The 19,378-nt window shown below is 70.1% G+C and carries 18 protein-coding genes; 9 read left to right on the forward strand and 9 right to left on the reverse strand.

Features of this window, described 5'->3' with window-relative positions; all coding sequences use genetic code 11:
- The 4 genes from H7I41_RS00125 to H7I41_RS30250 all read left to right on the forward strand — a co-directional run.
- The coding region (locus tag H7I41_RS00125) for a hypothetical protein (RefSeq protein ID WP_264010516.1) at positions 1 to 1,282 on the forward strand (1,282 nt) is incomplete at its 5' end.
- Between the two features lie 158 nt (positions 1,283 to 1,440).
- Positions 1,441 to 3,087: a DUF7800 domain-containing protein gene (locus H7I41_RS00130; protein WP_443735546.1), complete on the forward strand. Its 1,647-nt coding sequence runs from the start codon at positions 1,441 to 1,443 to the stop codon at positions 3,085 to 3,087.
- A gap of 111 nt (positions 3,088 to 3,198) precedes the next feature.
- Complete coding sequence (locus H7I41_RS00135; RefSeq protein ID WP_264010518.1) at positions 3,199 to 4,515, forward strand: glycoside hydrolase family 183 protein; 1,317 nt, start codon at positions 3,199 to 3,201, stop codon at positions 4,513 to 4,515.
- A gap of 75 nt (positions 4,516 to 4,590) precedes the next feature.
- Positions 4,591 to 4,992 (forward strand): hypothetical protein, encoded by a 402-nt coding sequence (locus H7I41_RS30250; protein ID WP_308214569.1) that lies wholly within the window; start codon positions 4,591 to 4,593, stop codon positions 4,990 to 4,992.
- On the opposite strand, the gene H7I41_RS00145 is transcribed toward H7I41_RS30250, so the two are convergent.
- The 5 genes from H7I41_RS00145 to H7I41_RS00165 are packed head-to-tail and all read right to left on the reverse strand — an operon-like array spanning position 4,959 to position 10,653.
- Positions 4,959 to 5,699: an SDR family NAD(P)-dependent oxidoreductase gene (locus H7I41_RS00145; RefSeq protein WP_264010519.1), complete on the reverse strand. Its 741-nt coding sequence runs from the start codon at positions 5,697 to 5,699 to the stop codon at positions 4,959 to 4,961. The two genes, H7I41_RS30250 and H7I41_RS00145, sit on opposite strands and share 34 nt — an antisense overlap.
- Positions 5,700 to 5,712: 13 nt before the next feature.
- Complete coding sequence (locus tag H7I41_RS00150; RefSeq protein ID WP_264010520.1) at positions 5,713 to 7,326, reverse strand: dipeptide ABC transporter ATP-binding protein; 1,614 nt, start codon at positions 7,324 to 7,326, stop codon at positions 5,713 to 5,715.
- A complete protein-coding gene (locus H7I41_RS00155; RefSeq protein ID WP_264010521.1) occupies positions 7,323 to 8,213 on the reverse strand; it encodes an ABC transporter permease in 891 nt (296 codons plus the stop codon). The genes H7I41_RS00150 and H7I41_RS00155 overlap by 4 nt, the downstream gene beginning before the upstream one ends.
- Positions 8,210 to 9,166, reverse strand: a complete 957-nt coding sequence (locus H7I41_RS00160; protein WP_264010559.1) for an ABC transporter permease — start codon at positions 9,164 to 9,166, stop codon at positions 8,210 to 8,212. Before H7I41_RS00160 ends, H7I41_RS00155 begins: the two co-directional genes overlap by 4 nt.
- Positions 9,167 to 9,174: 8 nt before the next feature.
- Positions 9,175 to 10,653: an ABC transporter substrate-binding protein gene (locus H7I41_RS00165; protein WP_264010560.1), complete on the reverse strand. Its 1,479-nt coding sequence runs from the start codon at positions 10,651 to 10,653 to the stop codon at positions 9,175 to 9,177.
- Between the two features lie 197 nt (positions 10,654 to 10,850).
- On the opposite strand from H7I41_RS00165, the gene H7I41_RS00170 reads away from it, so the two are divergent.
- A complete protein-coding gene (locus H7I41_RS00170; RefSeq protein WP_264010522.1) occupies positions 10,851 to 11,387 on the forward strand; it encodes a hypothetical protein in 537 nt (178 codons plus the stop codon).
- A gap of 7 nt (positions 11,388 to 11,394) precedes the next feature.
- Here the strand turns inward: H7I41_RS00170 and H7I41_RS00175 are convergent, their stop codons facing one another.
- Positions 11,395 to 12,150: a 3-oxoacyl-ACP reductase family protein gene (locus H7I41_RS00175; protein ID WP_264010523.1), complete on the reverse strand. Its 756-nt coding sequence runs from the start codon at positions 12,148 to 12,150 to the stop codon at positions 11,395 to 11,397.
- A 110-nt stretch (positions 12,151 to 12,260) separates the two neighbouring features.
- Between H7I41_RS00175 and H7I41_RS00180 the strand changes: the two genes are divergently transcribed.
- Both H7I41_RS00180 and H7I41_RS00185 read left to right on the forward strand, forming a co-directional pair.
- A complete protein-coding gene (locus H7I41_RS00180) occupies positions 12,261 to 13,334 on the forward strand; it encodes an NAD(P)H-dependent amine dehydrogenase family protein (protein ID WP_264010524.1) in 1,074 nt (357 codons plus the stop codon).
- 61 nt (positions 13,335 to 13,395) lie between these two features.
- The gene (locus H7I41_RS00185) at positions 13,396 to 15,147 is read left to right on the forward strand and encodes an Hsp70 family protein (RefSeq protein WP_264010525.1); all 1,752 of its coding nucleotides are present in this window, start codon (positions 13,396 to 13,398) and stop codon (positions 15,145 to 15,147) included.
- A gap of 12 nt (positions 15,148 to 15,159) precedes the next feature.
- On the opposite strand, the gene H7I41_RS00190 is transcribed toward H7I41_RS00185, so the two are convergent.
- On the reverse strand, positions 15,160 to 16,239 hold the full coding sequence (locus H7I41_RS00190) for a class I SAM-dependent methyltransferase (protein ID WP_264010526.1): 1,080 nt from the start codon (positions 16,237 to 16,239) through the stop codon (positions 15,160 to 15,162).
- Positions 16,240 to 16,344: 105 nt separating this feature from the next.
- Here H7I41_RS00190 and H7I41_RS00195 point away from each other — a divergent pair, with 105 nt between their 5' ends.
- Positions 16,345 to 17,079: an SHOCT domain-containing protein gene (locus H7I41_RS00195; RefSeq protein ID WP_264010528.1), complete on the forward strand. Its 735-nt coding sequence runs from the start codon at positions 16,345 to 16,347 to the stop codon at positions 17,077 to 17,079.
- Here H7I41_RS00195 and H7I41_RS00200 read toward each other — a convergent pair.
- Both H7I41_RS00200 and H7I41_RS00205 read right to left on the reverse strand, forming a co-directional pair.
- A complete protein-coding gene (locus H7I41_RS00200; RefSeq protein WP_264010529.1) occupies positions 17,076 to 17,699 on the reverse strand; it encodes an MBL fold metallo-hydrolase in 624 nt (207 codons plus the stop codon). The genes H7I41_RS00195 and H7I41_RS00200 overlap by 4 nt on opposite strands.
- Entirely contained in the window at positions 17,699 to 18,784 is a 1,086-nt protein-coding gene (locus H7I41_RS00205) for an S-(hydroxymethyl)mycothiol dehydrogenase (protein ID WP_264010530.1), read from the reverse strand. The genes H7I41_RS00200 and H7I41_RS00205 overlap by 1 nt, the downstream gene beginning before the upstream one ends.
- Positions 18,785 to 18,924: 140 nt before the next feature.
- On the opposite strand from H7I41_RS00205, the gene H7I41_RS00210 reads away from it, so the two are divergent.
- Complete coding sequence (locus H7I41_RS00210; protein ID WP_264010531.1) at positions 18,925 to 19,335, forward strand: VOC family protein; 411 nt, start codon at positions 18,925 to 18,927, stop codon at positions 19,333 to 19,335.
- Positions 19,336 to 19,378: the final 43 nt, after the last annotated feature.

Consider the following 19,378-nt stretch of genomic DNA (forward strand, 5'->3'; position numbering starts at 1 on the left):
GCCCGCCGCAAAGCCGGCGCCGGTGGAGGAGCCCGCCCCCGCCGCAAAGCCGGCGCCGGTGGAGGAGTCCGCTGCCGGAGCGCCGCCGGTCGCGCCTGCCCCAGCGGCGCCAGGCGAGGTCACTCCGGAATCGCCGGCAGACCGCGTGGAGTCCCGGGAGCCGAAGTCCCCGGAGGCCCCGGAATCTCCGGCCGGGCGGTCACCGGAAGCTCCCGAGTCTCCGGCCGGAAAGGCCCCGGAGGACCCGGCCGCGAAGTCCCCGGCCGCGAAGTCCCCGGAAGAGAAGTCGCCCGCGGCCGACGCGCCGGAGGCCGCGCAAGCCGTCCGCGAGGTCCGGCCGGAGACCCTGCTCGCCCCCGAAGAGGACGTGCAGGTGGCCCGGCGCGCGGAACCCGTCGTCCAGAAGGTGGTGGAGGCGCCGAGGCAGGAGCTGGACACCCTGTCGAGGGCGGTGTTCTCCTCCGAGCGGCGGGACCGTGACCGCGACGACTGGGACAAGGACCGCTGGGACTGGGACAAGGACCGCTGGGACAAGGACCGCTGGGAGAAGGACCGCTGGGACCGCGATCGGGACCGGCACTGGGACCGCAAGGTGCGGCAGTGGAACCGCGACTGGGTGGAGTACGACCGCTTCTACCGGCCCACGTTCTTCAACCCGTACCGCAACCCGGTGCGCATCGTCTACGTGTACCTGAACCGGCCCCGCATCGTGTACATCCCGCCGCTGGCGCGAATCGTGTTGGAGGCGGCCGAGTTCGCCGCGTACAGCTTCACCGCCGTCGTGCTCGGCGCCGCCGACACCGCGGTCGACGTCGCGGTCGGCACGTTCTTCGGCGGCGGCTACGTCCCACGGCCCGGGTTGCCGTTCCCGCAGCCCCCGCGACTGGTGCGCTACGACAACGTGCCGGTGCAGGTGCGCTATCCGCAGGCGGTCTATCAGCCGTTCCGCGTCAACCGCATCGTGGACATGGGCGAGGACGCCCGCTTCGGCGAACGCAAGGTACTGCTCGACGGCGCGACGCCGGCCTGGGGGGTGTGGACCCAGAATCCCAGCGGTGAGCGGCAGTTCGAGGTGCACCGCACCCAGCAGTTCCCCGGCCTGGACGAACCGCAGGCCGCACCGCTGCCGGGCGACTATCCGCTGCGCCTGGCCGCCGACGAGTCCTCACCCGTCGACCGCACGCAGGTGGCGCTCTACGCTGCGGCCGGCGCGGTGGGGGCGTTGGGCTTCGCCGCCCTCGGTATGGCCGTGTACCTGGGCCGCCGCAGGCCCCAACCCTGACGCAGTGGGTGAGATCGACACCACGCGACTGAAGCGCGAGTGCGCCGCTGCGTGGTGTCGATCTCACGCTCGCCCGCAGCGGGCGGTCGATCTTGAAGTCGTTGACGGTCGCGACCATTCGCGATGACGGGGCCGCCGCCGTCGGGCATCATGGCGGAGTGCCCGAGGTTCGAGTAGGTCCACTCCTGCGACATGTGGGCCAGACCGATGCCACGGTGTGGGTCGAGACCGACCAGGCCTGCCGGGTCGAGGTTCTCGGCAGCACCGCCGACACCTTCGAGGTCGAGGGCCACCACTTCGCCATCGTCTGCGTCACCGGCCTGGACCCGGAAGTCGAGCATCCGTACGAGGTCCACCTCGACGGCGTGCAGGCCTGGCCGCCGTTCGGCTACGAGCTCCCGCAGCCGCGGATCAGGCTGATGCCGCCCGAGGGCAATCTGCGGCTGCTGTTCGGGTCGTGCCGGGCCTCGGCGCCGCACCACCCGCCCTACACCCGCCAGCACATGTGGCACTCCAAGGGCCAGGGCATCGACGTGCTGCGCGCCTACGGGATGCGGATGCTGCGTCAACCGTCGGCGCTGTGGCCGGACGCGCTGATGATGCTGGGCGACCAGCTCTATGCCGACCAGGTCAACGACACCATCAGGGACATGGTCGCCGAACGCGAGGTGCACGCCAACGGACCGGTCGAGGTGCTCGAGGACTTCGAGGAGTACTGCATCGGCTACTGGGACGCCTGGAGCGATCCCATCGTCCGGTGGATGCTGTCGACGATCCCGACGTCGATGATGTTCGACGACCACGAGATCAACGACAAATGGAACACCTCGCTGGAATGGCTGCGGGAGAAGCGCCAGACCGACTGGTACGAGACGCGCATCATCGGCGGCCTGATGGCCTACTGGATCTACCAGCATCTGGGCAACATGTCGCCGGACGAGCTGGCCAAGGACCACACCTTCCAGCGGGTGCTGGAGACCCGGCAGGGCGCCGAGCCGATCAAGGAACTCGCCCAGATGGCGGAGAGGGACGACGGCGTCTCGCATTTCAGCATGTGCCGCGACCTGGGGCCGGCCCGGCTGATCGTGGTCGACGCCCGCACCGGACGCCAGCTCGGCGCCGGCCGCCGCCAGATCACCACCGACGAGGAGTGGGACTGGATCACCTCGAAGGTGGACGGCGACTACCGGCATCTGCTGTTCGCCAGTTCGCTGCCCATCCTGCTGCCCTACGGCATGCACCACATCGAGGCGTGGTCGGAGGCAGTCAGCGACGGCGCCTGGGGCAGGCGGATGCGGGGATTGGGGGAGAAGGTCCGCATCACCGCCAACCTCGACCACTGGGCCTGCTTCCAGGACAGCTACCGCAAGTTCGAGGATCTCGTGATCGACGTCGCCGCGGGCAGGCGGGGTCGTACGCCGGACACCATGGTGATGTTCGGCGGCGACGTGCACCACTGCTGGGTCTCCGAGGTCGAGGTGCCCGAGGAGGAGGCACCGGCGCCGGCCACCCGGTTCTGGCAGGTGGTGTGTTCCGGACTGCGCAAGGAGCCGTCGGCGAGCGAGCGGGTGGTGCTGCGGCTGGGGCACACGAAACTGGCCGAAGCCGTGGGCAGGGCGTTGGTGAAGACGACCAAGGTCGGCATGCCGCGGCTGCGCTGGCGGCCGGTCACCATGCCGCACTTCCGCAACCAGATCGGCACCCTCGAGATCGCGGGCGGTGAGATGGGTGTGCGCATCGAACGCGTGGAGGGGCGCTGGCGAAAGCCACGGCTGGCCACCGTGATCGAGCACAAACTGCTCTGACACCGGCAAGGTGTCGGCCCGGTCACGAGACGGTGTCAGTCCGGCACGCCGACGGGCGGGCAAACCACATCAGTCACTACAGTCTCTGTAGTAACCGATGAAAGGTGGGTCATGCCGGCCTCGCGACGACTGGCATCGCTTGCCGTCGTATCGGCGACCGCCCTGTCGCTGGTCGTTCCCGTTCTGACGAGCCCGACCGCCGCTGCGGACCCCTGCTCCGTGTTCGACTCCAGCGGTTCGGCGCGCCGGGCGGCCCCCGAGTCCGCGACCCCCCGGCTGCCCGTGCTTCACCTGCCGATCGGCCGCAAACCCGCGCCGAAGACCACCCCGGCGGAGGCCGCGGCGGCCGACGCGGAAGTGGCCCCCAACACCGCGGCGCGCGCGGCCGCCGCACCCGCCGCGACGACGGCGACGGTGGTCGAGACGATCGTGGGGCCGGGCTCCGGCTCCTATCAGAAGTTCGGCATCTCCGGCGCCGACCTCGGCATCCTTTGGGACAACGGCTATTCCGGCGCGCAGCGGCAGGTGCTCATCGCCTTCGGCGACACCTTCGGCAACTGCAACCTGGCCGGCCAGGAGTGGCGCAACAACACGCTGTTCCGGAGCGCGAGCCGCGACCTCGCCAACGGCCTCGACGTCCCGGCGCCGCAGTACGGCAACCAGTTCGCGGGTTCACCCGTGCTGCAGAACCGGCCGAACTTCTCGCGGCAGGTGATCGACAGCCTGCGGCTGGCCGCCACCGAGGTGACGATCATCCCGACGGCAGGCATCTCGGTGGGCACCCGGCAGTACGTCAACTTCATGTCCGTCAGCCAGTGGGGTGCACCCGGGCAGTGGTCGACGAACTTCTCGGCCGTCGCGGTGTCGGACACCAACGGCGAGACGTGGACCGTGCCCGCCACAAGCATCCGGCCCAGCTGGTTCAACACCGTGCCCGGTGTGCCGTTCACCTGGGGGGACCAGAACTTTCAGATGCAGGCGTACCTGCGGCACGGCGGCTACGTCTACGCCTACGGCACCGGCGCAGGCCGCGGCGGCATGCCGTTCCTGTCCCGCGTCGCCGAGAACGCCGTCGCCGACAAGTCGGCCTACGAGTACCACACGCCGTTCGGCTGGCTGCGCGGTTTTCCGTTCCTGGCGATCCAGGTGGTGTGGGCGCCGGGCAGCGAGATGTCGGTGGCCTGGAACGACCACCTGAAGAAGTTCGTCATGCTCTACACCAACACGGTGAGCAACGTCGTCATGCGCACCGCCGACAAACCCGAGGGACCGTGGAGTTCGGCGAAGACCCTCGTCACGTCGGCCGCGGTGCCCGGCGGCATCTACGCGCCCTACATCCATCCGTGGTCGACCGGCAGCGACCTCTACTTCACGCTGTCGCGGTGGTCCGACTACAGCACGATGCTGATGCACACCTCGCTGAGCTAGACGTGCACGTTGCGCTGACCGACGGCGCCCCGCAATCCCGAACAGTTGTAACAGCCAACGCAGCCAAGGCAATCGGTGCATTCCACGCATCCGAGGCAGGCCAGGCAACGCTTGCAGAACGCGCACGCCACGCAGCCGACGCAGCCGGCCATCGCGATCGACATCGCGACGACGATGCTTCCGGCGACGCCTGCGCTGGCGGCGGTGGCAGCCGACCCGGCGACGCCTGCGCTGGCCACGGTCGCCGCCGACCCTGCGACACCCGCACTGGCCGTCGTCGCCACCGATCCCGCGACGACGGTGCTGGCCACGGTGGCCGCCGACCCGGCGACGATGCTGCTGCTGGCGGTGGCGGTGGAGCCGGCCACCGCCGTGCTGTCCGACGTGGCCTGCGAATCGACGACGTCACCGGAGGAGGTCTTCACGGCGTCGATCCTGCCAGTTCAGCCCGCCGTTTTTCCGTTGTCGACGACGTAGACCGCGCCGTGCACGGCGGCCGCGTCGTCACTGGACAGGAACGCGATCGTCTTCGCGACGTCGGTCACGTCCATGAAGCCGCGCGGCGATGCGATCCGCATGATGAGGTTCCAGTCCGCGTTCTCCGGCGCGGCGAACTCGGTGACCTGGGCGGTGCGCATACCGCCGGGGCAGATGGCGTTGACCCGCAACCGGTTCGAGGTGAACTCGATCGCCAGCGACCGGGTCAGCCCGACAAGACCGTGCTTGGCCGCGCAGTAGCCCGCCGAGTACACCTCGCCCTCGATGCCGGCGATCGAGGCGACGTTGACGATGCTGCCGCCGGCCTCCAACAGGTGCGGCAGCGCGGCCCGGCACAGGAAGAACGGCCCATTGAGGTTCACGGCCAGGTCGCGTTCCCAGTCCTCGTCGGTGACGTCGAGGGTGTGCCGCATCTGGTGGAACCCGGCGACGTTGACCAGTGCGTCGAGCCGGCCGAACTCGGCGACGCACTGCGACACCGCATCCCGGCACGCGGCCGCGGTGGTGATGTCCACCGGGGCGAACCGGCCGCCGGGCACGCCCTCGAACACGGCCGCCAGCCGGTCGGCGTCGCGGGCGATACCGAAGACCGAAGCGCCGCGCTCGGCGAACAGCTTCGCCGTGGCAGCACCCAGACCCGCCGAGGCGCCGGTCACCAGCGCCACCTTCCCGTTCAGTTGGCTCATGGGCTAGACCTTCTCACGCCGAGGTCCGTGGCCGCTCCGGCGGCACCGCGGCCAGTAGCGCGCGGGTGTACTCGTGCTCCGGGTGGGCGAACAACTCCGCGGCCGGCCGGTACTCGACCGCCTCGCCGTCCCGCAGCACCAGCACCTCGTGGCTCATCTGCTGGATCACCGCGAGGTCGTGGCCGATGAACAGGTACGTCAGTCCCAGTTCTCGTTGCAGACCGCCGAGCAGATCGAGCACCAGGGCCTGCACCGACACGTCGAGCGCCGCCGTCGACTCGTCGAGGATCAGGAGGTCCGGCTCGCCGGCCAGTGCCCGGGCGATGCTGATCCGCTGACGCTGCCCGCCCGACAGTTCGTGCGGATACCTCGATGCGAAAGACGCAGGGAGGTCGACCAGTTCGAGCAATTCGGCGACGCGGTCGCGGCGCCCCTGCCGCCCGTCGGCGAGCTTGTGCACCCGCAGCGGTTCCTCGATCGCGGTGCCCACCCGGTTGCGCGCGTTCAACGACGAGAACGGGTCCTGGAACACCAGCCCGATCCGGCGCCGCAGCGCCTTCACGTCGGCGCCCCTGACGGAGAACACATCGGTCTCGCCCAGCGTGGCGGTGCCGGCATCGGGTGTGACCAACCCGGTCAGCGCCGCGGCGACAGTCGACTTGCCGGAACCGGATTCACCGACGAGTCCCAGTGTGGTGCCGCGCCGGACGGTGAACGACAGGTTCTTGACGGCGTGCACCGTCGAACGGCCCGTCGGCGTCGTCACGGGGAATCTCACGTCGAGCCCCTCGACGGTGAGCAGCGCGGCGGACTCCGCCGGTGCGGGTGCGGGTGCGCCGCCCCCGAGCAGCGGCCGCGACGCCAGCAGCGTGCGGGTGTATTCGTGTCGCGGACGGGCGAACACGTCGACGACCGGCGCCTGCTCCACGGCCTCGCCTTGCCGCAGCACCGTGACGTCGTCGGCGACCTGACCGATGACCCCGAGGTCGTGGCTGATCCACACCACCGCGGCGCCGAAGTCGCGCTGCAGGTCGCGAACGAGTTCGATGATCTGCGCCTGGGTGGTGACATCGAGGGAGGTGGTGGGCTCGTCGGCGATCAGCAGTTCGGGGTCGCACGCCAGCGCGATCGCGATCATCACCCGCTGGCGCTGGCCACCCGAGAGCTGGTGCGGATAGGAGTGCAGCCGTGACTCCGGATCGGGCAGCCCGACGGCGGTCAGCAGTTCCATCGCGCGGCCGCGGGCCTGCCTGCGCGTCATGTTGCGGTGCGTCTCCAGCGACTCGGTGATCTGCCGCTCCAGCGTCAGCAGCGGATTCAGCGACGTGCCCGGGTCCTGGAACACGAACCCGATGCGGCCGCCATGCACGGCGCGCAGGGCCCGCGCCGACGCCCCGATCAGCTGGACGGGGTGTTCTCCGGCAAGGGAACTCGACCCGGTCACCGAGGCGCCGGGCGCATCCAGCAGGCCGGTGGCCGCCAGCACCGTCATCGACTTGCCCGAGCCGGACTCGCCGACGATCCCCACGGTCTGCTCGCGCGCCACGTCGAAGGAGATGCCGCGCACGATGTCACGCCCGCCGATGCGCACGTGCAGATCGCGCACGTCCAGGACGGGCCCGCTCATTGCTTCCTCCTGGCCTCGATCATGGTGCGCTGCTTCGGGTCCAGCACGTCGCGCAACCCGTCGCCCAGCAGGTTGAACGCCAGCACGATCACGAAGATCGCCGCCCCGGGGAACACCGCCATCCACCACGCCAGCGTCACGAAACCCTGGGAGTCGAAGATCATCCGGCCCAGCGAGGGCTGCGGCGGCTGGATGCCCAGCCCCAGGAACGACAGCGCCGCCTCCGACAGAATCGCGAACGCCAGCGACAGGGACGTCTGCACGATCAGCGGTCCGGCGATGTTGGGCAGGATGTGGCGGCCGAGGATGTACAGGTGGCCGGTGCCCATGGTCTTGGACACCGCCACGAACGGTTCCACCCGCACGCTCAGGGTGCTGGCGCGCGAGACGCGGGCGAAGATCGGCGTGTAGACGATGCCGATCGCCAGGATCGTCGTCGTCACGCCGGGCCCGAGCACGGCGACCACGGCCAGTGCCAGCAGCAGCACCGGGAACGCGAACACCACGTCCACGACGCGCATGAACACCGTGTCGACCCAGCCGCCGAGATAGCCGGCCAGCACACCGATCGTCACGCCGACCACGACGGCGAACACCACGCTGACCACCGCGACCCGCATCGACGCCTGAACGGCCGCCAGCACCCGGGACAGCACGTCGCGGCCGAGTTCATCGGTGCCGAACCAGTGTGCGCCGCTGGGGGACTGCAGCGCACTGGGCACGTCGATGTCGTTGACGCCGTAGGGCGCCAGCCACCCGGCGAACACCGCGACCACGACGACGGCCGCCAGCACCGCCGCGGAGAACAGGGTGACGGGATTGCCCAGCAGCAGCCGCCAGGACGCCACCCTGCCGCTTTCGCCGGCCGTCTGCGCAGGATCGGTCATGACAGCCGGATCCTCGGGTCGGCCACCGCGTAGAGCGCGTCCACGATGAGATTGATCAGCAGGAACAGCGCCGCGATCAGCAGCACCGCGCCCTGGATGACGGGATAGTCGCGCGCGGCAACGGCATTGAACACCAGCCGCCCCAGTCCGGGCCACGCGAACACCACTTCGACGACGATGACTCCACCGAGGATGGTGGCGAGCTGGATGCCGGTGATCGTCAGGATGGGGATCATGGCGTTGCGCACGGTGTGGCGGAACGTGACGACACGGGGCGGCAGCCCTTTGGAGCGGGCGGTGCGGACGTACCCCGCCGAGGCCACCTCGAGCACCGCCGAGCGGATGTAGCGCGTCATGATCGCCGCCGCGACCAGACCGACGGTGAGACCCGGCAGCACGATGTGGCGCAGCCAGCCCGCCGGGTCGTCGAACAGCGGGCGGTATCCCGACGTGGGCAGCCAGCCCAGCGTGGTGGCGAACAGGGCGATGAGCAAGATTCCCAGCCAGAAGTCCGGCACCGACACCCCGAACTGGCTGGTGATCCGGACGACGGTGTCGCTGAGCCGTCCCTCGCGCAGCGCGGAGTAGATGCCGGCGGGCACCGCGATCACCAGCGCGATCACGACGCCGACAAGACCGAGTGACAGCGTCGCGGGCAGCCGGTCCAGCAGCGTCACCGTCACCGGGTCACCGTTGCGGAAGCTCACGCCGAGGTCGCCGGTGAGCGCGTTGCCCAGGTAGCTGAAGAACTGCACGACGATCGGGCGGTCCAGCCCGCTCGCCGAGCGCAACGCCTCGTAGGCCTGCGGGGTGTAGCGGGTGCCCAGCGCGATGCGCACCGGGTCGCCGGGCACCAGGTGCACCAGGGCGAACACCACCACCAGCACCCCGAGCAGAACCACCAGGGAGTACAGCACGCGGCGCACGAGGAAGCGCAGCACGGGGTGAGACATGAACGCGCTCAAGCCGTTTCCCCTCCGGCCAGCTGCGCCGCACGGAAGCGGACCGCGCCGTCGCGGCGGGCCTCGACCCCCGACAGGTCGTTCGACCAGGCCTGGATCACCGACGGGTTGTACAGGTAGAGGTAGCTGACCTGATCGGCGATGATCGTGGCGGCGCGGGCGTAGACGTCGCGGCGCGCGCCGCGGTCGGTCTCGACGCGGCCCCGGTCGAGCAGGCGGTCCACCTCGGAGTTCGAGAACTTCTGCGCATTGCTCGTCCCGTCGGTGTGGTGCTGGGCGTAATAGAAGTCGTCGGGGTCGATGTTGCCCAGCCAGCCCATCATCAGGATGTCGAAGTTGCCGTTGTTCTGCTCGTCGAGCCACGTCGCGAAGTCGACGGTGCGGATGTCGACGGTGATGCCGAGCGGGGCGAGGTTGTCGGCGATGATCTGCGCGGCGGTGACGGTCTCCGGGTATTCACTGGTGACCAGCATGTCCATCCGCTGTGGCGCGGCATTCGCCTGCGCCAGCAGGTCTTTGGCCTTGTCGATGTCGTAGCGGTAGTTGTCGAAGGGTGTGTACCAGGGGTTGCCCTCGGGGATCGCGAGCTGGTTCTTCGCGGCGGTGCCGTAGCTCGTCGCCTGCACGATCGCGTCGCGGTCGATGCCGTAGGCGATGGCCTGACGCACCCGCGGGTCGCGCCACGGGTCGCGGGCCTCGTTCAGCGCGAGGTACCAGTAGTCGTTGCTCGGCGTGACCGCCAGCCGCTGGGAGCCGTCGTCGCGCAACTGGGCGACCCGCTGGGGTGGGATCGAATCGGTCCAGTCCACCTCGCCGGCCTGCAGCGCGGCCAGGGCCGTGGACGGTTCGGAGATGAAGCGGAACGTCACGCCCGACACCTTCGGCGGTCCCGCCCAGTACGACGGGTTGGCCTTCAGCGTGATCGAGTCGCCGCTGCGCTGACCCGCGAAGGAGAACGGTCCGGTGCCGACCGGGTGGGTGGCGATGCGCCCGCTCTCGACGTTCGCCCTCGACACGATCGCCATGCCCTTGAAGCCGCCGATGTTGGTCAGCAGGTTCGGGGTTGGCGTCTTGACCGTGATCCGCACGGTCGACGGGTCCAGCGCGCGGATGTCGGTCACCGCGCTGAACTTGTCGGCGTTGGTGAGCTGTTCGTCGATGATGCGCCGGTAGGAATACACCACGTCGTCGGCCGTGAACGGGCTGCCGTCGTGGAACGTCACGCCGCGCCGCAGGCGGAACGTCCACACCCGGGAATCGGGGCTGACGTTCCACGACTCGGCCAGCGCCGGGCGCATCTCCAGATCGGCGTCGGGTTCGACGAGCGTGTCGAAGACGTTCTCCAGCACCTCGAACGAGAAGTAGGCGCTGGTCTTGTGCGGGTCGAGCTGGTCGGGTTCCCCGGCGATCGCCGCGATCAGGTTCCCGGACGCCTCGTCGCCGAGGTCGACCCGCTCGCCCGTCGAACAGGACGTCATGCCGAGCACCAGGGCGACGACGGCGGCGATCAGACCGCCGAGCACGATCGGTCTACGGGTCACGCCATCTCCAGGGCTCATGCGGATGATCCAAGATCACTTACCCGCTGATCATCCGCCCCGAAACGCCCGGCTCCCGAATGCGCCGACCGGCAAACCGGTGACGAGCCGCGGCACTGCTGCGATACTCATCGCTCATGAGACTCCGTCGTGCGCTCGCCGCCACCGTCATGCTCGCCGGTTCGGCGGTCGGCTGGGCCCCGATCGCGCAGGCGCAGCCGCCCGACGCCCCGCCGGAGATCCTGCAGGGTGTCTACACCTACAACGAGGGTGGGCAGCCCGGCGCCGACTGGACCGTCTACCCGTCTTGCGTGCCGACGGTCGGCGACCTCCGCGAGCCGCTGTGGTTGCCGGTCGCATGCCGGCTGCACGTGATACCGGAACGGCAGACCGGCTCCGACGCCCTGATGACCAACGGGCTGTGGACGACCACCCGCAAGGTCAGCGACGGGCTCACGTGCCCCGACGGGTCCACCGCACCGGTCGAGCAGATCTTCTCGTGGAGCGGGGTCACGCTGGCGGGCACCCGCAAGTCCATCCACGGCGCGGTGTGCGGACTGCAACCCGCGATGACGTCGACGCCGTTCACGCTGGCCTTCAAGGAGCCGCTGCCGCTCCCGGTGGACCGCTACCCGCTGTTCTGCGAGCCGGGCGGACTGCGCCGCTGCTTCTAGACAGCGCTCAGGCGGTGAACCCGCCGTCGACGTTCCAGTTCGCTCCGGTCACGTAGCCGGCGTCGGGTCCGGCCAGGTAGGCCACGACTCCGGCGACGTCCCGGGTGTGCCCGTAGTGTCCGACGGCGATGGTCTGTCGCGCCAGGTCGGCGAATTCGCCCTCCTCGGGGTTCATGTCGGTGGCGATCGGGCCCGGCTGCACATTGTTGACGGTGATCCCGCGGGGCCCGAGGTCGCGGGCCAGCCCACGGGTGAGGCCGGCCACCGCCGCCTTGGTCATCGAATACACCGCCAGGCCCGGGCCCGGCACCCGTTCGGCGTTGATGCTGCCGATGTTGATGATCCGCCCGCCCTCGCCGAGATGGGGCACCGTCTGCTGGATGGCGGCGAACACTCCGCGGACGTTGACCGCGACGAGGCGGTCGAATTCCTCGAGCGGGAAGGTCTCGATGTCGCCGAACGCGGCCACGCCCGCGTTGTTGACCAGGATGTCGAGCCCGCCGAGACGGGTCACGGCCTCCTGCACGGCCGAGGCGATCTGGCCGACGTCGGTGCTGTCGGCGCGGATCGGCAACACCCGGGCGCCCGCCCTGGACATCTCCACGACCACGTTGTCCGCGTCGCGGGCGGACGCGCCGTAGGTGAACGCCACCGCCGCCCCGTCGAGCGCCAGCTTGCGCACGATCTCCGCGCCGATTCCGCGCGATCCGCCCGTCACCAGCGCGCGCCGTCCGCTCAACGGACCTTCGATTGCAGCCGTCATCGGGTCAACCTCTCGCTCGTGGGTGTTCCATCGACAAGCGCCGACGCAGATGAATCATTCCCGCCTAGGGTGAGGACGGCTAGCCGGCGAGACAGAAGAAGAGGTGATCGATGGCCAAGCGGATCGTGGTCTGGGGCACGGGGTTCGTCGGCACGATGGTGATCGCCGAGATCGTCCGTCATCCGCTGTTCGATCTGGTGGGCGTCGGGGTGAGCAGTCCGGAGAAGGTGGGCCGCGATGTCGGCGAACTCTGCGGACTGGGCGAGCCGATCGGGGTGACCGCCACCGACGACGTCGACGCGCTGATCGCGCTGGCGCCCGACGCGCTGGTGCACTACGGCCCGACCGCCGCCCACGCCGGCGACAACATCGCGCTGATCGCCCGCTTCCTGCGCGCGGGGATCGACGTGTGCTCCACGGCGATGACGCCGTGGGTGTGGCCGACGATGCACCTCAATCCGCCGGACTGGATCGTGCCGGTCACCGAGGCCTGCGAACTGGGCGAGTCATCGTGCCTGACCACGGGGATCGATCCGGGCTTCGCCAACGACCTGTTCCCGTTGACCCTGATGGGGTTGTGTTCGGAGGTCCGCACGGTGCGTGCCTCGGAGCTGCTGGACTACACCAACTACACCGGCGACTACGAATTCGAGATGGGCATCGGCCGCCCACCAGAGAAGCGCGCACTGCTCGAGACCTCTGACATCCTGGTGATGGCTTGGGGTGCAACGGTTCCGATGATCGCTCACGCCGCGGGCATCATGCTCGACGAGATCACCACCACCTACGACAAGTGGGTCACGCCCACCGACCGCACCACCGCCAAGGGCGTCATCGCGGCGGGCAATGTCGCCGCCGTGCGCTTCACGATCAACGGGGTGTACCGGGGCGAGACCCGGATCCAGCTGGAACACGTCAACCGCATCGGTGGCGACGCCGCCCCGGACTGGCCGACGGGCAGCCGGGACGACGTCTACCGGGTCGACATCGAGGGCACGCCCAGCATCTCCCAGGAGACGGCGTTCCGCTTCACCGACGGGTCCGGGCGCGACGCCGCGGCCGCGGGTTGCCTGGCCACCGGCATGCGCGCGCTCAATGCGGTGCCCGCGGTCAACGACCTCTCGCCGGGCTGGGTGACCGCCCTGGATTTACCACTCATCCCCGGTGCGGGCACAATTCGCTGAGTAACGCCGACCCCGCCGCGCGAGATGGACAACTGAACGGGGTCCATCTCGAGGGAGTGACATGGCAGACGGGCTGGGGTTGTCGGTCGGGGCGACCAGGCTGACCGCGGTCGTCGTCGGACGTACCGCGCTGACGCGGTCGCCGGTGCTGACGCAGTACCCGCACCGGCCCGCCGAGGTCGGCGTGCCCAGCGAGAACCCCGAACTGACCGAACGCGGGCTGATCCTCACCGACTTCGTCGACCGGGTCGGCGACCCGGTGGGCATCGTCGCCGCCGACGGCACATCGCACCGCGGGGAGGTGGTGCTCGCCGACGCACTGCGGGCCCTGCTGCGCGCACTCACCCGCGGGCAGGCGCCCGCGGACCCGGTCGCGGTCAGTCACCCCGCGCACTGGCGTCCGGCTGCCGTCGACGCGCTGCGTGGCGCACTGGCGGCGGTGCCCGACTTCGGCGCCGCACCGGTGGTGGTGTCGGACGCCGCCACCGCGCTCACCGCCCTTCAGGACGATCCCGGCCTGCCCACCAGCGGCGTCGTCGCGCTGTGCGACTTCGGCGGCACCGGCACCAGCATCACGCTGGCCGACGCGGGCAACGGCTTCACACCCATCGGCCCCACCGTCCGGCACCCCGACTTCTCCGGCGCGGCCATCGACCAGGCCCTGCTGACCCGTGTGATCAACGACCTGTCGGCGGCCGGTGACGTCGACCTGACCGGCACCTCGGCGATCGGATCGCTGACCCGGCTGAGGGGGCAGTGCCGCGCCGCGAAGGAACGGCTGTCCTCGGCGGCCGTCACGTCGCTCGCGGCCGATCTGCCCGGCCGCAGCAGCGAAGTCCGGCTCACCCGCGCCGAGCTCGACGACGCCGTCCGCCAGCCGCTCGCCGACTTCGTCGCGGTGGTGCACGAGACCCTCGAACGGGCGGGCGTGCGCACCGCCGACCTCGCCGCCGTGGCGTCGACCGGGGGAGGCGCCAGGGTCCCGGTCATCACCGCCACCCTGTCGGAGAGCTTCCGGGTGCCGGTCGTCACCAACCCGCAGCCCGAACTGGCCGCGGCGATCGGCGCCGGGCTGGCCGCGGTACGCGGCGGCGCCGACAACACGATGACGGCGATGGCCGCGGCGCCCGCCGCGGCGGCGCTGGCCGGTGCGGCGCAGGCCGACGACATGTCGCAGTCGAGCACCTTCCGGGCACTGGCGTGGTCGGACGCCGACGACATCCCCGACGTCGCGGCCACCGACCACTACGAGTACGACGCACCGGCCGACTCGCCTGCCGGCGACGACAGGCCCGCCGGATCGACCACCGCCCGCCCCGTCGTGGCGTTCGGGCCCCGCGACGACGACGACACCGCGGTGCCGCCGGTCCCGTGGTACCGCCGCCCGCCCGTCATCGTCGCTGTGGGCGCGCTGATCGTCCTGCTCCTCGTCGCATTCGCGGCGGCCTATGCGCTGAGCGGCGACGACGAGCCGGCCACCACGCCGACCACCACCCCGACGACCACCACGGCGCCCGCGCCTCCCCCGGCCGCGCCAGGGGAGACGCCTGCGCCGCAGACCCAGGCCCCGCCACCGGAGACCGTCTACGAGACGGCGCCGCCGCCGGCGGCCCCCGAGTCGCCCGCCCCGCCGCCGCCCTCCGAGGCGCCACCGCCACCACCGCCGCCGACGACCACCGCACCCCCACCGCCGCCGGAGACCACGCAGCCGCCGGCGTCGACGACCCGTCCGCCGATCATCCCGACGCTGCCCTACACCACGATCCCTGGGCTGCCGTTCGTCCCGGCGCCGCCGCCCATCGGCGGCAACTAGCCGTACCGGGCGTCACTGACTCTTGGGCCGCTTGAACAACACCAGGTGCGCCAGCGGGATCTGCATCTGCTCCGGTGCGGCCGCCAGCCGTACCGCCACCTCGCGCTCCAGCCGGTCGGCGAACGCGGTCACATCGCGATGTCCGTCGAGCGCGGTGGCCATGGTCGGGAACACCGACGCCCGCAGGAACTCCGCCCACCGTGCGCCGAACGCCGCCGCATCCTTGTCGACGCGGTACTGATCCCAGTACCGGTCCTCGGCGTCGAAGACCTCGAGGTGCTCGATCTCCAGCCGTTCGAATCGTCCCGAAGGCGCGAACGGTGCCATGAAGTCCGCCGCCTGCCTGCCTACCGTGGGAATGACCATGCGCGCCAATTCATCTGCGCCGATCACCCCGCCGGCGACGAGTTCGGCCAGCCCGTCGGTCAACGCCGCCAGCAGCGGCCGGTACCCGAACTCGCCGTGCTCGTCGACGGCCATCGTCATGACGACGAGCCGACCGCCCGGGCTCAGCTCGCGACCGCGGAAGGCGATGAACTCGTGCCAGTCGTTGGCGGCCTGCCTGGCGTAGGCGCTGCGCACGGCGTCATCGGCGCTGTAGGCGACCTGGATGTGGTCGGGGATCGTCGACGGCACCCGGCTCAACCACTGCACCGCCCAGGCCGACCAGCCCAGGTGCACGCTGTTCGACGGCAGGATCTGGGCATAGAACGACCGGCCGACCGCCGAGGCGTACGTCGCGGCGTCACTGCTCAGGTACGAGTCGGGATCTTCGGCCAGCGTGCGGAACATCGCGGTGAAGTCGTTGTCCGGCAGGTCGGTGTGGGCGACCAGTATCGAGTGCTCGGGCCTGGTACGCCCACGCAACGCCGCGATCGCGGCGCGGACCGGCAGCAGCGAGTTGTGCCCGGTCGACGCACCGTAGTCGGCCAGCACGATGGGATACGGGGCGGCCGGTAGCGGCACCGTTCTCGCGGCCTGCTCGAAAAGCGCGATGGCGCCGCGTAACCCGGCGGCCTGCAGGCGCGAACTGGCAGAGTAGGACCCGCTGCCGATGGGCTCGGGCCGCACGACGACACTCGACTCGGGCACGGCCAACTCCGGCCCCCTCTCGACGTGTGCGGGCTCGGTTCCAACGGTAACCGCCGGAGCCGGATGGCACCGCGGATCAGCAGGCGCCGTGACACACTTCGGCCCATGCAGAATGGTCGGCTGGCTGCCCGCATCGTCATCGGCGTCGCAGTCGTGACGATGGTGTCGGCGATCATCGGATTCGTCGTGACGATCGTGATGAACGCTTTCGTGTTCGACGATTTCGACGCCTACGGCGAGGTGCCGATTCCCGGCCGGGGCAGCGTCGACCTTCCCGCGGGTGAGGTGACGATCAGCTTCCACACCTTCACCGGCGGAACCGACGGCGGGTTCGCGGTGCCGCCGCTGCAGCTGCGGATCGACCAGCCCGATGGCGTGCCGGACCCGGTGCTCGCTGAGACCATGGGCGGTGTCACCACCGTCAACGGTGACACGAGGGTGGGGGTGTGGACGCTGCAGGTGCCCGCCGAGGGCCGCTACGACGTCGAGACCGGCGGTGAGGTGAACGGTTACATCAACCCGCAGCTGTCCTTCGGGCACGGCAGCGAGTACGGCTGGCTGCCGTGGGTGTTCGCGGGGCTGTTCGTGATGAGTGTCGTCGAACTGGCGGCGGGGCTCATGTGGTCACACCGCGCCGGCAAGCAGGCCAGGCCGGTGACGCCGCTCTACGACTTCGGGACGACGGCGGCGGATCCCGGTGGCGCATCGGCGCACAGCTATGCGCCGACGGACCAGGGCATCCGGCTCGAGCAGCTCAACACCCTTGCCGCGCTCCGTGATTCGGGAGCGCTGACCGAAGCCGAATTCGAGGCGGAGAAGCGGCGCATCCTCGACGGCTAGTGCCCGCGGGCGACCCACTCGTCGTAGTTCACGATCTCGTCGCCGACGGTGGTGGTGTCGCCGTGCCCGGTGTAGACCACGGTGTCGGCGGGCAGGCCGCCGAGCCGGCCCGAGATCGACGACAGGATGGTCGGGAAGTCGGAGAAGGACCGGCCCGTCGCCCCCGGCCCACCCTGGAACAGGGTGTCGCCGGAGAACACCGCGCCGAGTTCGGGTGCGTACCAGCACACCGAACCGGGGGAGTGCCCCGGTGTGTGCAGCGCCCGCAGTTCCACACCGCCCGCCCGGAGCGTGTCCCCGTCGGACACGGTGCGGAACTCCTTGTCGGGGTGGGTCATCTGCCACAGCATGTCGTCTGCCGGATGCAGCAGCACCGGTGCGTCGAGCGCATCGCCGAGCTCGGGGGCGACGGTGATGTGATCGTTGTGGCCGTGGGTGCAGACCACCGCGACCACGTTGCGGCCGCCGACGGCCATCACGATCGGCGCGGCGTCGTGCGCGGCGTCGAACACCACCACGTCGGAGTCGTCGCCGACCACCCAGATGTTGTTGTCGACATCCCAGCTGCCGCCGTCGAGTTCGAATTTACCGCTGGTGACGATCCGCTCGATGTTGCCCATCAGAGCATCACCACCGACCGCAGGACCTCACCGGCGTGCATCTTTCCGAACGCGTCCTCGATGCCGTCCAGGCCGATGCGTTCGGAGACGAACTTCTCCAGCGGCAATCGGCCCTGCAGGTAGAGGCTGATCAGCGTGGGGAAGTCTCGTTCGGGGAGGCAGTCGCCGTACCAGGAGGACTTCAGTGACCCACCGCGGGAGAAGAAGTCGACGAGCGGCATCTCCAGCGTCATGTCGGGCGTCGGCACGCCGACCAGGACCACCGTGCCGGCGAGGTCACGGGCGTAGAACGCCTGTTTCCAGGTCTCCGGCCGGCCGACCGCGTCGATGACGACGTCGGCGCCGAATCCGTCGGTCAGGTCCTGGATGGTCTCGACGACGTCGAGGTCGCGGGCGTTGATGGTGTGGGTTGCGCCGAACTCGCGGGCCCAGTGCAGTTTCTTGTCGTCGGTGTCGACGGCGATGATCCGCCTGGCGCCCACCAGCGCCGCGCCGGCGATCGCCGCGTCACCCACACCGCCGCAACCGATCACGGCCACGGTGTCGTCCCGGTTGACGGCGCCGGTGTTGATCGCCGCTCCGATGCCGGCCATCACGCCGCAGCCCAGCAGGCCGGCCACCGCGGGATCGGCGCTGGGATCGACCTTGGTGCACTGCCCTTCGTGCACCAGCGTCTTGTCGGCGAACGCGCCGATGCCCAGTGCCGGGGTGAGTTCGGTGCCGTCGGTGAGCGTCATCTTCTGGGCGGCGTTGTGGGTGTCGAAGCACAGGTGCGGCCGGCCCCGCTTGCAGGCGCGGCACTGACCGCACACCGCGCGCCAGTTCAGGATGACGAAGTCACCGGGCTCCACGTTGGTGACGCCGTCGCCGACCGACTCCACCGTGCCCGCCGCCTCGTGCCCGAGCAGGAACGGGTATTCGTCGTTGATGCCGCCCTCGCGGTAGGTCAGGTCGGTGTGGCAGACGCCGCACGCCACGATGTCGACCACCACCTCGCCGGGACCCGGGTCGGGGACGACGATGTCCACCACCTCGACCGGCTCACCCTTCTGTCGGGACACCACACCTCGCACCGTCTGGCTCATGGCGTACAACCTAACAACTGCTTGGTTCTGCCCGCAGGCTCGATGGGCCCGGAACCGGAGCCTCCTCGCGAAATTGCCGATGCCGCCTGAACGGAGGTCGTCAGGGCTACCGTTCATGCTGGCGCCCGAGAGGAGATCTCATGACGGATTTCGCCCCACTCGCCCACGTCGCCCTGACCGTGCGCGACCTGTCCGTCAGCGTGCCGTGGTACCGGGCGCTGATCGGCGCCGACCCGGTGCTCGACGAGGACACCGACGGCGGATTCCGGCACGTGGTGTTCCCCATCGGTGGCGGCATGCTGCTGGGACTGCACCAACACACCCGGCCCGCGCCGGAGGACCCCTTCACCGAATACCGGATCGGGCTCGACCACGTGGGGTTCGGCTGTGCGGACCGCGGCGACCTGGAGGACTGGGTGCGTCGGCTGGACGCGGCGGGAGTGACGCACGGCGGGATCGTCGACGCCGGCTACGGCTCCGGCCTGAGCTTCCGGGACCCGGACGGGATCGCGCTCGAGTTCTTCGCGCCGCCCGGCGACACGGCCGAATGAACCCGACGGCCGCATCGGCCGTCGTCAACGACAGAGACACCAA

It is taken from the genome of [Mycobacterium] manitobense (genome assembly GCF_025821665.1).
In the GTDB taxonomy this organism is placed as follows: Bacteria; Actinomycetota; Actinomycetes; order Mycobacteriales; family Mycobacteriaceae; genus Mycobacterium; species Mycobacterium arseniciresistens.

What these genes read in the sequence shown, in the direction of transcription:
- H7I41_RS00135 (WP_264010518.1), top strand. Translation starts at nt 3,199, where the DNA reads ATGCCGGCCTCGCGACGACTGGCATCGCTTGCCGTCGTATCGGCGACC.
- H7I41_RS00145 (WP_264010519.1), bottom strand. Translation starts at nt 5,699, where the DNA reads ATGAGCCAACTGAACGGGAAGGTGGCGCTGGTGACCGGCGCCTCGGCG.
- H7I41_RS00150 (WP_264010520.1), bottom strand. Translation starts at nt 7,326, where the DNA reads ATGAGCGGGCCCGTCCTGGACGTGCGCGATCTGCACGTGCGCATCGGC.
- H7I41_RS00155 (WP_264010521.1), bottom strand. Translation starts at nt 8,213, where the DNA reads ATGACCGATCCTGCGCAGACGGCCGGCGAAAGCGGCAGGGTGGCGTCC.
- H7I41_RS00160 (WP_264010559.1), bottom strand. Translation starts at nt 9,166, where the DNA reads ATGTCTCACCCCGTGCTGCGCTTCCTCGTGCGCCGCGTGCTGTACTCC.
- H7I41_RS00165 (WP_264010560.1), bottom strand. Translation starts at nt 10,653, where the DNA reads ATGACGTCCTGTTCGACGGGCGAGCGGGTCGACCTCGGCGACGAGGCG.
- H7I41_RS00170 (WP_264010522.1), top strand. Translation starts at nt 10,851, where the DNA reads ATGAGACTCCGTCGTGCGCTCGCCGCCACCGTCATGCTCGCCGGTTCG.
- H7I41_RS00175 (WP_264010523.1), bottom strand. Translation starts at nt 12,150, where the DNA reads ATGACGGCTGCAATCGAAGGTCCGTTGAGCGGACGGCGCGCGCTGGTG.
- H7I41_RS00180 (WP_264010524.1), top strand. Translation starts at nt 12,261, where the DNA reads ATGGCCAAGCGGATCGTGGTCTGGGGCACGGGGTTCGTCGGCACGATG.
- H7I41_RS00185 (WP_264010525.1), top strand. Translation starts at nt 13,396, where the DNA reads ATGGCAGACGGGCTGGGGTTGTCGGTCGGGGCGACCAGGCTGACCGCG.
- H7I41_RS00195 (WP_264010528.1), top strand. Translation starts at nt 16,345, where the DNA reads ATGCAGAATGGTCGGCTGGCTGCCCGCATCGTCATCGGCGTCGCAGTC.
- H7I41_RS00200 (WP_264010529.1), bottom strand. Translation starts at nt 17,699, where the DNA reads ATGGGCAACATCGAGCGGATCGTCACCAGCGGTAAATTCGAACTCGAC.
- H7I41_RS00205 (WP_264010530.1), bottom strand. Translation starts at nt 18,784, where the DNA reads ATGAGCCAGACGGTGCGAGGTGTGGTGTCCCGACAGAAGGGTGAGCCG.
- H7I41_RS00210 (WP_264010531.1), top strand. Translation starts at nt 18,925, where the DNA reads ATGACGGATTTCGCCCCACTCGCCCACGTCGCCCTGACCGTGCGCGAC.